Below are 12,781 nucleotides of genomic sequence, written 5' to 3'. Positions count from 1 at the left end.
AGGACTACCCGATGAAACACAACAAGAAAGTCGTTTCCCTGTTCACTGCCCTGAGCGCCTCACTACTGTTCGCCCACGGCGCCGTTGCTGCAGTGTCCGCCGAACAGGCGGCCACGCTCAAGACCAGCCTGACCCCGCTCGGTGGCGAGCGCGCCGGCAATGCCGAGGGCAGCATACCGGCCTGGACCGGTGGCTACACCAAGGCCGACCCGGCCTACAAGGAAGGCGGCAAGCGTGGTGACCCGTTCGCCAGCGACAAGCCGCTGCTGACCATCACCGCGCAGAACATGGCGCAGTACGCCAACAAGCTGGCGCCGGGCATCCAGGCGATGCTGAAGAAATACCCAGACAGCTACCGCCTCGATATCTACCCGACCCACCGCAGCGCTGCCGCGCCACAGTCGGTGTACGACGCCACCTTCGCCAACGCCACCAGCGGCAAACTGGTGGACGGACCCGCAGGCCCCATGCCTGAAGGCGCATGCGGCGGCATTCCGTTCCCGATCCCGGCCAACGGCGTGGAAGCCATGTGGAACCACCTGCTGCGTTGGCGAGGTGCGTCCTGGCATGCCAGCTTCAACCAGTACCTGACCACCGCCGACGGCAAGCACGTGCTCACCAACGACTCGCGCGCCGACCTGCAGATGCCTTGGTACCTGCCTGGCGGCAGTGGCGACAAGGGGGTGTTCTGGTCAATCCGCATGACCAACGACGGCCCGCCACTGCGCGCCGGCGAGGCCATCACCGGCCTGGAAAACCTCAACGCCGACAAAGCTGCGGTCTGGACCTACCTGCCGGGCCAGCGCCGCGTGCGCCGTCTGCCCAATGCTTGCTGCGACACGCCGACCCCGGCCACCGCAGGCGTCATGAGTTTCGATGAGCTGTACGTGTTCAACGGTCGCCTTGACCGCTTCGACTGGAAGCTGGTGGGCAAGAAGGAGATGTACATCCCCTACAACGCCAACAAGGTGTTCACTGCCAGTAACGCCGAGGCGCTGCTCGATCCGCATCACCTGAACCCTGAATCCATCCGCTGGGAGCTGCATCGTGTATGGGTGGTCGAGGCGACCCTGAAGAATGGCCAGCGCCACGTGATGCCGCGCAGCACTTATTACCTCGACGAGGACACCTGGGCGGCTGTGCTCGGCGAGCGCTACGACGCGCGCGACCAGTTGGCCAAGGTGGTCTGGACCTCGCCGGTGGTGCTGCCCGACCTGCCAGGCGTGGTGACCCTGACCAACGGCTTCTACGACCTGCTCTCCGGTGCCTGGTTCGCCGGGGACCTGTTCGCCGGCAAGAACGAGCAGTACCGCATCGTGCCGCCCTACAAGGACTCGGTATTCACCGCCGACGCCATGGCGGGCGAGGGCGTGCGCTGAGCGGGCGCACTGCGCCCGCGGTACCCACTACAAGAACAAAAGGTTGCGTGCGATGAACAAGATGCTCTACGGCTGGCTGCTGGCAGCCTGTTGCGGGCTGCCGTCGGCCTTCGCCGGCGGTAGTGTGGATGTACTCGCGCAGCCCGCGGTGCAGGGCCCTCAGGCCCTGCATGCGGTGCTGCAGGACGTGGCCCGTGCCGGCACGCGCCTGGTGTCGGTGGGCGAGCGTGGCGTGGTGCTGCTTTCCGACGACAACGGCGCGACTTGGCGCCAGGCCAAGGCCGTGCCGGTGAGCGTCAGCCTGACCGCTGTGCAGTTCGTCGACGAGCGCAACGGTTGGGCGGTCGGCCACGCTGGCGTGGTGTTGCACAGCGAGGATGGCGGCGAGCACTGGGGCATGCAACTCGATGGCAAGCGCGCTGCCGCCCTGGAGGTGCAGGCAGCGTCAGCGTCCGCTGACGAAGGCCGCCTCGCGGCGGCGCAACGGCTGCAGGCCGATGGCGCGGACAAGCCGCTGCTCGCGCTGAGCTTCGCCGATGCGCGCCACGGCCTGGTCGTGGGCGCCTATGGCCTGGCCATGAGCACGGCCGACGGTGGGCGCAGCTGGCAGTCGGCGATGGGCCTGTTGCCGAATCGGCGCGGGCTGCACCTTTACGCACTGGCCCGCCAGGGCGCCAACCTGTACGTCGCCGGCGAGCAGGGCCTGCTATTGCGCTCGCGCGATGGCGGTGAGCATTTCGACGCGCTGCGAAGCCCGTACGACGGTAGCTACTTCGCTGCCGCCGTGTTGCCCGACGGCCGCCTGCTGGTCGGCGGCCTGCGCGGTTCGCTGTTCGCTTCCGACGACGGTGGCGACATCCTTCAGGCGCTGGCCAACCCGGTTCCGGCATCGCTCAATGCCATGCGCGTCGCGGGTGGCCAGTTGTTGCTCGCCAACCAGGCGGGGATGCTGCTGCGCAGTGGCCTGGAGCGCTTTGCCGCGCAGCCTGTGGCGGTCTCCGATGGCCTGCCACTGACTGCCGCCACCGCCGCCGCCGACGGTGCCATCGTTGCCGTCGGCATGGCCGGCGCGCGCCGCCTGGAACCTTCCTCCCTTTCCACCACGACGGACTGAGCCATGCACCCCATGAATTCTCCTGCGCCGTCCAGCGGCCGTCTCGACGACTTCGACAGCACGTCCGGTTCGCTGCTGGAACGTGCCTTGTTCAACCACCGTGCGCTGGTGTTGTTGCTGTGCCTGGCAACGACCCTGCTGCTCGGTTGGCAGGCTTCGCGCCTGACCCTCAACGCCAGCTTCGAGAAGATGATCCCGCGCGATCACCCGTTCATCCACAACTACCTGGAACACCGCCAGGAACTGGCCGGCCTGGGCAACGCCGTGCGTATCGCGGTAGCCAACCCGCGTGGCAGCATCTACGACAAGGACTACCTGCATAGTCTGCAGCAGCTCAACGACGCGGTGTACCTGCTGCCGGGGGTCGACCGTGCGGCGATGAAGTCGTTGTGGACCCCGTCCACCCGCTGGACCGGCGTGACCGAGGAAGGCCTGGAAGGCGGCCCGGTGATTCCTGATGGCTACGATGGCGCTGCCGCCAGCCTGGAGGCGCTCAAGCGCAACGTCGAGCGTTCCAACGAGGTCGGCCAGCTGGTGGCCTTCGATCAGCGCTCGAGCATCCTCTACGTGCCGCTGCTGGAAAATACCCCGGACGGCCATGCGCTTGACTACTCGGCCTTCGCCCATGAGCTGGAGACTTTGCGCGAACGCTTCCAGGCGCAGGGTGTGGAGATCCACATCAGTGGTTTCGCCAAGGTCGTCGGCGACCTGATCGACGGGCTGCAGCAGATCCTGCTGTTCTTCGCCGCCGCCATCGCCATCACCGCCGGTGTACTGTACTGGTACACCCGTTGCGTGCGCAGTACCGCGCTGGTGGTGGTGTGCTCGCTGGTGGCGGTGATCTGGCAGCTCGGCCTGCTGCCATTGCTCGGCTATGAGCTCGACCCCTACTCGGTGCTGGTGCCGTTCCTGGTGTTCGCCATCGGCATGAGCCACGGCGCGCAGAAGATGAATGGCATCATGCAGGATATCGGCCGCGGCATGCATCGCCTGGTGGCGGCGCGCTTCACCTTCCGCCGGCTGTTCCTGGCCGGGCTCACTGCGCTGCTGTGCGATGCCGTGGGCTTCGCCGTGCTGATGATCATCCAGATTCAGGTGATCCAGGACCTGGCGGTGATCGCCAGCCTGGGCGTGGCGGTGTTGATCTTCACCAACCTGATCCTGCTGCCGGTGCTGCTCTCCTACGTGGGCGTCAGCGGCCGTGCGGCGCAGCGCAGCCTGCGTGCCGAAGAGGGCGATGCCAGGGGGGCACGCAAGCAGGCGCTGTGGCGCTTCCTCGACCTGTTCACTCGCCGCCGCTGGGCTGCCGCGTGCATCGCCGTGGCCGCACTGATGGCTGGCGGAGGCTACGCCGTGAGCCTGCACCTGAAGGTCGGTGACCTCGATGCCGGCGCCCCCGAGCTGCGCGCCGATTCGCGATACAACCGCGACAACGCGTTCGTCACCCGGCACTACGGCGCCAGTAGCGATGTCTTTGCGGTCATGGTGCGCACCGCCCCTGGTGGCTGCTCGGCCTATGACACCTTGAAACGCGTGGATGACCTGGACTGGCAGTTGCGTGGCCTGCAGGGCGTGGACTCGACCAACTCGCTGGCGCAGCTCAACCGCCGAGTGCTGGTCGGCCTCTCCGAAGGCAGCCCGAAGTGGTACGACCTGGTCAACAACCAGGCGACCCTGAACATGGTTACCGCGGGCGCCCCTCGCGGGCTGTACAACGACGACTGCAGCCTGCTGACACTCTACACCTACCTCACCGATCACAAGGCCGACACCCTGGCACGGGTAGTGGACAGCGTCCAGGGCTTTGCCAAGGCCAACGACAGCGAGCAGGCCAGTTTCCTCCTGGCTGCCGGCAGCGCCGGTATCGAGGCCGCCACCAACCAGGTGGTGAAACAGGCCAACCGCGACATGCTCTGGTGGGTCTACGGCGCGGTGATCCTGCTCTGCCTGGTGACCTTCCGGTCCTGGCGCGCGGTGCTGTGCGCGGTACTGCCGCTGCTGTTGACCTCGATCCTCTGCGAAGCGTTGATGGTTGCCCTGGGCATCGGCGTGAAGGTGGCGACCCTGCCGGTGATCGCCCTGGGCGTCGGCATCGGCGTGGACTACGCGCTGTACGTGATGAGCATCGTCCTGGCCCAGTTGCGCCAGGGCGCGAGCTTGTCCCAGGCGTACTACCGTGCGCTGCTGTTCACCGGCAAGGTCGTGATGCTCACCGGCATCACCCTGGCCATCGGCGTCGGCACCTGGATCTTCTCGCCGATCAAGTTCCAGGCCGACATGGGTGTGCTGCTGGCCTTCATGTTCGTCTGGAACATGGTCGGCGCGTTGATCTTGTTGCCGGCGCTGGCTTACTTCCTCTTGCCGCAGCGTCAGGTGCGCGCGGATCCGGAGCGCCATCCAGCATTGCCGACGTATGAACATACGACGAGGCAGCACGAGCACGCGGGTGCAACGGTGGAGCAGGGTGCCCGCTTGCGCCCGCTCAAGGAGATCAGTCATGGCCGCTGAACGTACCGCCGCAAGCCCCCAGGCCGCCTTGTTGCTGTTCGGCAGTTGCCTGCCCGTGCTGGGCGCGGTGCTGATCGCACCGGTGCTGCCACGCATGCATGCGCATTTTGCCGAGACACCGGGCGTTGCCGTGCTGGTGCCGGTGGCGCTGACCCTGCCGGCACTGGTGATCGCCGTGCTGGCACCGCTGGCCGGGGTACTGGCCGACCGAATGGGACGGCGGGCGCTGCTGCTGGCGAGCATGTTGCTCTACAGCCTGTGCGGCATGTTGCCGTTGTGGCTGGACTCACTGGGCCTGATCGTCGCCAGCCGCGCCGGCATCGGCCTGGCCGAAGCCGGCATCATGACCTGCTGCACCACGCTAATGGGCGATTACTTCGATGGCCAGCGTCGGGCGCGGTTGTTCGCCTTGCAGATGGTGGTCACCTCGTTGTCGGCAGCGTTGTTCATGGGCGTGGGCGGCGCACTGGGTGAGAGCGACTGGCGTACGCCGTTCACGCTCTACGCGGTGGGCGTGCTGTGTTTGCCGCTGATGGCCGCGCTGCTGTGGGAGCCGCACGCCTGCTATCGCGCAGCCGAAGCGACGGCGCAGCCGCGTTTCCCATGGGCCGCCCTGGCGCCGTTGTACCTGCTGACCTCGCTGGCCGGTGTCAGCCTGTTCATCGTCCCGGTACAGGCCGGCTACGTGCTGCAACTGCTGCAGGTCGATGCGCCCCGGCAGGTCGGCCTGGCCATGGGCGCCAACCAGCTCGGCGTGCTGGCCGGTGCCCTGGCCTTCCGCTTGCTGGCGCGCTTGCCGGTCGCTCGTCTGCTGGCCTTGGGCTTTGCCACGGCGGGGTTTGGTGGCGGCCTGCTGGCGCTGGCGAGCGGCTATGCGCCGGTGGTGCTGGCGGTGCTGGTCAATGGCCTGGGTGTGGGGCTGTTGTTGCCGACCCTGATCACCCGGGTGATGCAGCAGGTCGGCTTTGACCAGCGAGGCCGCGCCACGGGCGGGTTCACCGCGGCGATTTTCGCGGGTGAGTTCATCAGCCCCTTGCTGGTGCTGGCACTGATGGCCGGCATGGCAATGCAGCTGCCGCATGCGCTGCTGGTGATTGCCCTCGGTCAGCTGGCGCTGGCGCCAGCATGCCTGTCGTTGGTGCGTCACCAGCGTGCAGCGGTAAGGATAGGTGCACCATGAGCGAATGGTTTTCCCTGGCGGGCAAGACCGCCCTCATCACTGGCGCCACCCGTGGCATCGGCCTGGCCATTGCCCGCGAGTACGGGCGTGCGGGGGCGCGTATCGCCATCAGCAGCGAATCTGCCGAGGCTTGCACGCAGGCCGTGGCACAGCTGGCGCAAGAGGGCATCGAGGCCATCGCCCTGGTGGCTGACTTGCGCGAAGCCCAAGCGGCACAGGTCTTGGCCGATCATTGCCTGGCGCATCTCGGAGGGCTCGACGCGTTGGTGTGCAACGCAGGCGTCGCGCCGCACCTTGGGCCGTTGTCCACGGCCAGCGACGCCGATTGGGAGCTGACCTTCAGCGTCAACCTGCGCAGCGCCGTATGGCTGACCACTGCATTGCTGCCGGCCATGGCCGAGGGCGGTGGTGGCAGCGTGGTGCTGATGGCCAGCATCGCCGGTGTGCGCGGCAACAAGGGGCTGGGCCTGTATGGGTTGTCGAAGGCCGGTCTTGCACAACTGGCGCGCAACCTGGCGGTGGAGTGGGGGCCGGCGAACATTCGTGTCAATGCCATCAGCCCCGGCGTCATCCAGACCGAGTTTGCCCGGCCATTGACGGATAACCCGGATGTCTTGCAACGGCGCCTGGCGCTGACGCCGTTGCGCCGGGTCGGGCGCCCCGAAGAGGTGGCGGCCCTGGCACTGCTGCTGGCCGCTCCCGGCGGTGCATTCATCAGCGGACAGAATCTTATTGTCGACGGTGGTACGACCATCGGCGACGGCAATTGAAAGGAGACAGCATGCAATCGCTTCCTGCATTCAAACGTGTGGTCACCGGCCACGATGCCGAAGGTCAGGCGGTCGTCGCCAGTTGTGGCCCGACGCCGAACAACTTCCCGCTGAAGGCGGTGCCGGGCACCTTGTTCTACGAAGTGTGGAACAGCGTCGGCAGCCCGGCGCTGCTGGATAACGGCGACGACCCGACCGCGCAGCCGCTGCAACTGAGCCCTGGCCCGCTGGGCAGTGTGATTCGCGTGGTGGACATACCGCCGGACAGCGTGCAGAACCAGGTCAGTGCCGAGGAGGCGGCCGCTGCCTTCGCCGAAATCGGCGAGGCCAGTGCCGGCACCGGCAAGTCGGACTCCAGGCACAAACTGATGCACCGCACCCAGACACTGGACTACGGCATCGTCACCGAGGGCGAGGTCTGGCTGGTACTGGACGATGGTGAAGTCCACCTCAAGCGTGGCGACATCGTGGTCCAGCGCGGTACCAACCACGCCTGGAGCAACCGCAGCGAGCAGATGGCGCGGATGGTTTTCATCCTGCTCGATGGGCGCTATGCCGATGACCTGCAGGAGCTGCTGCCATGAAGCTCGCATCGCTAAACGACGGCAGCCGCGATGGCCGCCTGCTGGTGGTGGCGCGTGACCTTGAGCGTGCGGTCGATGCCAGCGATATCGCCGGGAGCCTGAAGGTTGCCCTGGAGAACTGGCCCCAGGTCGAAGCCCGCTTGCAGGCGCTGTACCAGCGGCTCAACGATAACATGGCCGCAGACGCTTTCGACCTCGACCCGGCGCAGCTGGCCGCGCCCTTGCCACGGGCCAGCCAATGGCTGGACGGCTCATGCTTCCTCAGCCATGGCGAGCTGATGCAGAAGGCCTTCAACCTCGACCCGATCGAAGGCGTCGAGCACATCCCGCTGATCTACCAAGGCGCCAGCGACGACTTCCTCGGGCCGTGCGCGGACATCCCTTTGCCGAGCGAGGCCCACGGCATCGATTTCGAGGGTGAGTTCGCCGTGCTGCTCGAAGACGTGCCCATGGGCTGCCCGGCGGAGCAGGCCTTGCAGCATGTGCGCCTGGTTTTGCAGCTCAACGACGTCAGCCTGCGGGCCCTGGCCCCGCGGGAGATGAGGACCGGTTTCGGCTTTCTCCAGGCCAAGCCGGCCAGCAGTTTTGCGCCGGTGGCGGTCACCCCGGATGAACTCGGCGAAGCCTGGCGCGACGGCCGGGTGCACCTTGAGCTGCAGGTGCAGTGGAATGGCGAGTGGTTTGGTCATCCCTATGGCGGCGCCATGCACTTCGGCTTTCATCAGCTGATTGCCCACGCGGCGCTGACCCGGCGCTTGAGTGCCGGCACGCTGGTGGGCTCCGGTACCGTTTCCAACGCCGATCGCAGCGTGGGCTCGGCGTGTATTGCCGAGCGCCGCGCCATCGAAACCCTTGCATCCGGTGCGCCGCGCACGGGTTTCATGCGCTTTGGCGACCGGGTGCGGATGGAGGCACGCGGGCCGGGGGGCGAGGTGCTGTTCGGCGCCATCGACCAGCGCGTGGTCCAGGGAGGCTGGCCATGCGTGTGATGGTCACCGGTGCCAATGGCTTTGTCGGGCGGCTATTGGTGCGGCGCTTGCTGGAGACCGGCGAGGTACGCGGGCGGCAGATCGAAGCGTTGCTGGTGCTGGACCAGGCACTGGACGGCCTGCCCGAGGATGCACGCCTGCGTCGTCACCACGGCAGCATCACCGACGCGGCTTTGCTGCGCCGGGCGCTGGCAGATGGCGTGGATGTGATCTTCCACCTGGTCAGCGTGCCGGGCGGTGCTGCCGAGGCGCAGTACGAACTGGGTTACCAGGTGAACCTGCAAGCCAGCCTCGAGCTGCTCAACCAGTTGCGCAACCTCAATTGCCCACCGGTGCTGGTGTATGCCAGCAGCGTCGCGGTGTACGGCGGTGAGTTGCCAGCTCGCATGGACGAAGGCCAGCCGGCGTCACCGCAACTGTCTTATGCAGCGCACAAGCGCATGGTGGAAATCGCCTTGCAGGATCTGGCCCGACGCGGCGAAGTGGATGGTCGCGCACTGCGCCTGCCTGGCATCGTCGCCCGACCGCGCGAGCCGAATGGCTTGCGCTCGGCGTTCATGAGCGACCTGCTGCATGCCTATGTGGCAGGGGAGGCCTACACCTGTCCGGTATCTCCCGGAGCCTGTGCCTGGTGGATGTCTGCGCGCTGCTGCGTGGACAACTTGCTGCGCGCCGCAGAGCTGGAAGACCTTGGCAGCCAGCGCATCTGGCAACTGCCGGTGCTGCACCTGTCCATCGCCCAGGTGCTGGCCGGCCTGGCGGACAGTTTTGGCGCGGACAACCTCGCGCGTATCGCCTTCGACCCGGACCCGCAGCTCGAAGCCCTGTTCGGCCGTTATCCGCCACTGCGCAGCCCCCAGGCTCGCGAACTGGGCTTCTGCCATGACGGATCGGTGGCCGGGCTGCTACGCAATGCCCTCGACTTGCCATCCCGTCGCAACCGCTGCGTCGCCAGCCGCAAAGGAGTCCTCTCATGGCCTTGAACACACGTCGCCTGCTGGACCTGTCTGTAACCCTGGACAACAACCCCTACACAGATCCGCCGCCCCTGCTGCCGAAGATCGACTACATGGACCACCAGCAGGGTTGGCCGGAGATGGCCGCGATGTTTCCCGGGCTGCGCAAGGAAGACCTGCCGGGTGATGAGTCGTGGGCGGCGGAGCGCCTGCAGATCACTACCCACAGCGGTACTCACATGGATGCGCCCTGGCACTACGCATCGACAACCGACGGCGGCAAGCCGGCCTTCGGCATCGATGAGCTGCCACTGGAGTGGTGCTTGCAGCCGGGGGTGAAGCTGGACTTTCGGGATTTGCCGGATGGTCACGTGGTCACGGCGGCGCAAGTCGAGGCCGAACTTGTACGTATCGGTCACCAATTGCAGCCGTTGGACATCGTGCTGGTGAACACCCGAGCGGGTAGCCTGTTCGGCCAGCCTGGCTACCTTGAGGCCGGGGTGGGCATGGGGCGCGAGGCGACGCTGTACCTGTTGGAGCGAGGGGTGAGGGTGGTTGGCACCGATGCCTGGAGCTGGGACGCCCCGTTCAAGTACACCCGCGAACGCTTCAGTGAAACCGGCGATGCCTCGCTTATCTGGGAGGGGCACAAGGCCGGGCGCGATATCGGGTACGGACAGATGGAGAAGCTGGCCAATCTGGAGCAGTTGCCGGCATATGGGTTTCTGGTCAGTTGCTTCCCGTACAAGATCCGTCATGCTTCGGCAGGTTTTGTCCGGGCCGTGGCGATTTTGGAGTAACGGGTCTTCCGCGCCTGCGTAAAACCGCTTTCCATGGTGGGTCGACAGCTGTCACTCATCGAAGGATGAGCGGTTTTCTCCGCCAATAGTCTGGGGAGCTAACGCGTCGTGGTGCGGACGAATGTTGCAAAGGTAGTCCCAGGCCTCGCGCCTGGGACTATCTCGGTACGGCTGTTGCTCGTTTAGTAATGGAAGTTCAGAGTGACCTGGGCCGAGCGACCTTCTGCCCAGGTCGCATAGATTGGGTAGGCCGACGCGAAGTACTGCCGATCAAACAGATTCTTGAGGTTCAGCTGGACGTCCATTGACTTGGAGAATTTGTAGGAAGCCATTGCGTCAACCTCGGCATACCCAGGCGTCCACTTGCGCGTAGTGTCGCTCACCGACGCATAAACCAGGCTAGAGGCTTTTACGCCGGTACCCAACGTCAATTTCGGCGTCACATCGTAGTAAGTCCAGAGAGTCAGGTTGTGCTTGGGCACCATGACCATTGGCAATCCAGAGGATGAGTCGTTTGCATCGCCTGCATCGGTGGTGACAGCGTTGAGGTAGGAGTAGCCGCCAAACACGCGCCATTGCGGTGTCAGCTCGCCGGCCAGACCCAATTCCACGCCGCGTACACGTTGGGAGCCGGCATTCTCGATTCCACCAAGGCCATCACTGACACGCGCGTTAGTCTTGTCGGTCTGGAAGAGCGCCGAAGTCAGCGAAAGGCGACCATCCAGAACATCCCATTTGGCACCCACTTCGATGTTGCGGCTTCGCTCCGGCGACAGGTCGTCATTGGTCGCGGTCAACTGGTCGTTGCCGCCCCCTGTACCACCATTGGCTCCAGGTGGGTTGGCCGAAGTACCATAAGAGGTGTACAGGCTCAGGTTATCGATGGGCTTGTAGACCAGCCCCACCTGGTAGCTGAACAGGTTGGCAATGTTCTGCAGATTATCCGCGCCACTTTGATGCACCCGGGTGTTGTAGTAATCCAGGCGCACACCGGTGTTGAGCAGCCATTTCTCCGACAGCGCCAGGCTGTCGAAGGCGTAGGCCGATGCCATGTTGGTAGTCGTGTAGATGGGGTTGCCCGGGAAGCTGTCGCCATTGAGCGTGGCGCTGCCAGTCCAGTCAGTATCCGGATCCCAGCCACCGATGGTGGTGCAGTTGCCCACCACGGAGCAGGAGCCGCCACCGCGAATGTTGGCACCGGTGCTGTCTGTGACCAGATAGCCTTCATACAGACTTTTCTCGTGGCTCAGCTCAATACCCGTGGTCAGCTTGCTGTCCAGCCCGAACAAGGTTTGCGAACCGGTCAGTTCGGTCTGGTTGGCCAGGGTGTTGGTGGCGTACTTGCCGCTTTTGGCCTGTAGCTGAATGACATCCGTCGACCCCTTCAAGAATTGCGGGTTGGTGGCGATGTAGTCCAGCGTCGAGCGGCCATAGCTGGTGGTGTTCCTGACCTTCCAGTCATCGTCCAGCTCGTGCTCGATACGCACTTGGCCGCTATCGGTCTGGCCGCGGCGGTAATCGCGGTCGTTCAGGCCATAGAAATCCTTGCGCTTGAATTCCGAGGCAGGCGTGCCACCGGTGGAGCGGAACGGCACGCTGAAGTCAGGCATGTCGTGGGTCGAGAGGTGGTAGTAGCCAAAGGTGACCGTGGTTGGCTCACCCAGCCCGAAGGTAATAGACGGCGCCACCCCCCAACGTTTGCTGAACACATCGGTACGCCCCGGCTGGTCGGCATAGTGCCCCATGACATTCAGGCGAAATGCCGTGCTTTGATCAATAACGCGGTTCACATCAAGCGTGGTGCGCTTGTAGGCATCGGTGCCCATGCCGACGCTGGCATCCAGAAAGTCTTGTGCTTTGGGTGCCTTGGTCTCGATGTCGACGCTGCCACCGACGGCACCACGGCCGGCATACACCGAGTCTGGGCCCTTGATGATACTGATGCGCTCTACATCGAAGGTCTCGCGGTTTTGCACGCCGGTATCACGCATGCCGTCTACAAAAATCGAATTGCGCGATTCGAAGCCGCGAATCACTGGGCGGTCAGCAGAAGGGTTGGCCGCAGCGTCGCCACCCAGGAATGTGATGCCGGGCACTGTGCGCAGGGCGTCGGTGAATGTCGTCGCACCGCTTGATTTGAGAACTTCCTGAGGAATAACGGTAATGGAGCGAGGCGTATCGATCAGGGGAGCGGTGAGCTTGTAGGAAGGAAGCTCCAGGGTTTGCAGTTGTGCTTCGCGATCAGCCTCCACGGTAGTGGATGGAAGCGCCAGCACGGGGCCTTCGGTTGACGGTTCGGCAGCTTGAGCTGTAGCGATCAGTGAGCCGGTTAGCAGACAAGGAAGCAGAATCAAGCGTGGCGGTATGGCGGACGACATTGAGAAGCATCTACACGGAAAAATGAGCCGTGCATGCTATACAAATTGTTACATTTACTAAAGATAAGATTTCTCATTCGCAGTCATACCTAGGTGGTATGTACACCCACTGACTGCAACGGC

General features: G+C 64.8%; 10 protein-coding genes. 9 read left to right on the top strand and 1 reads right to left on the bottom strand.

The window, feature by feature from the left end:
• The first annotated feature begins 11 nt into the window (after positions 1-11).
• Genes BUQ73_RS12325 through BUQ73_RS12285 form a run of 9 tightly spaced genes read left to right on the top strand, consistent with a single transcriptional unit; the run spans position 12 to position 10,280 of the window.
• The gene (locus tag BUQ73_RS12325; RefSeq protein ID WP_079228177.1) at positions 12-1,379 is read left to right on the top strand and encodes a DUF1329 domain-containing protein; all 1,368 of its coding nucleotides are present in this window, start codon (positions 12-14) and stop codon (positions 1,377-1,379) included.
• A 52-nt stretch (positions 1,380-1,431) separates the two neighbouring features.
• On the top strand, positions 1,432-2,493 hold the full coding sequence (locus BUQ73_RS12320; protein ID WP_079228176.1) for a WD40/YVTN/BNR-like repeat-containing protein: 1,062 nt from the start codon (positions 1,432-1,434) through the stop codon (positions 2,491-2,493).
• A 3-nt stretch (positions 2,494-2,496) separates the two neighbouring features.
• Positions 2,497-5,001 carry an efflux RND transporter permease subunit gene (locus BUQ73_RS12315; protein WP_079228175.1) on the top strand — a complete coding sequence of 835 codons (2,505 nt, stop codon included), beginning with the start codon at positions 2,497-2,499 and terminating at the stop codon, positions 4,999-5,001.
• Positions 4,991-6,181 carry an MFS transporter gene (locus BUQ73_RS12310; RefSeq protein WP_079228174.1) on the top strand — a complete coding sequence of 397 codons (1,191 nt, stop codon included), beginning with the start codon at positions 4,991-4,993 and terminating at the stop codon, positions 6,179-6,181. Before BUQ73_RS12315 ends, BUQ73_RS12310 begins: the two co-directional genes overlap by 11 nt.
• The gene (locus BUQ73_RS12305; protein ID WP_079228173.1) at positions 6,178-6,951 is read left to right on the top strand and encodes an SDR family NAD(P)-dependent oxidoreductase; all 774 of its coding nucleotides are present in this window, start codon (positions 6,178-6,180) and stop codon (positions 6,949-6,951) included. The genes BUQ73_RS12310 and BUQ73_RS12305 overlap by 4 nt, the downstream gene beginning before the upstream one ends.
• An 11-nt stretch (positions 6,952-6,962) precedes the next feature.
• Positions 6,963-7,535 carry a cupin domain-containing protein gene (locus tag BUQ73_RS12300; protein WP_079228172.1) on the top strand — a complete coding sequence of 191 codons (573 nt, stop codon included), beginning with the start codon at positions 6,963-6,965 and terminating at the stop codon, positions 7,533-7,535.
• Positions 7,532-8,524: a fumarylacetoacetate hydrolase family protein gene (locus BUQ73_RS12295; protein WP_079228171.1), complete on the top strand. Its 993-nt coding sequence runs from the start codon at positions 7,532-7,534 to the stop codon at positions 8,522-8,524. Before BUQ73_RS12300 ends, BUQ73_RS12295 begins: the two co-directional genes overlap by 4 nt.
• Positions 8,515-9,507, top strand: coding sequence for an NAD-dependent epimerase/dehydratase family protein (locus BUQ73_RS12290; protein ID WP_079228170.1), 993 nt, complete (start codon positions 8,515-8,517; stop codon positions 9,505-9,507). Before BUQ73_RS12295 ends, BUQ73_RS12290 begins: the two co-directional genes overlap by 10 nt.
• Complete coding sequence (locus BUQ73_RS12285) at positions 9,498-10,280, top strand: cyclase family protein (RefSeq protein WP_079228169.1); 783 nt, start codon at positions 9,498-9,500, stop codon at positions 10,278-10,280. Before BUQ73_RS12290 ends, BUQ73_RS12285 begins: the two co-directional genes overlap by 10 nt.
• A gap of 182 nt (positions 10,281-10,462) precedes the next feature.
• Here BUQ73_RS12285 and BUQ73_RS12280 read toward each other — a convergent pair whose 3' ends face one another.
• A complete protein-coding gene (locus tag BUQ73_RS12280) occupies positions 10,463-12,658 on the bottom strand; it encodes a TonB-dependent receptor (RefSeq protein WP_079228168.1) in 2,196 nt (731 codons plus the stop codon).
• Between the last annotated feature and the right edge of the window lie 123 nt (positions 12,659-12,781).

The sequence above is a fragment of the Pseudomonas putida genome, from assembly GCF_002025705.1.
In the GTDB taxonomy this organism is placed as follows: domain Bacteria; phylum Pseudomonadota; class Gammaproteobacteria; order Pseudomonadales; family Pseudomonadaceae; genus Aquipseudomonas; species Aquipseudomonas putida_J.
This window is presented reverse-complemented; position numbering and strand designations above follow the sequence as displayed.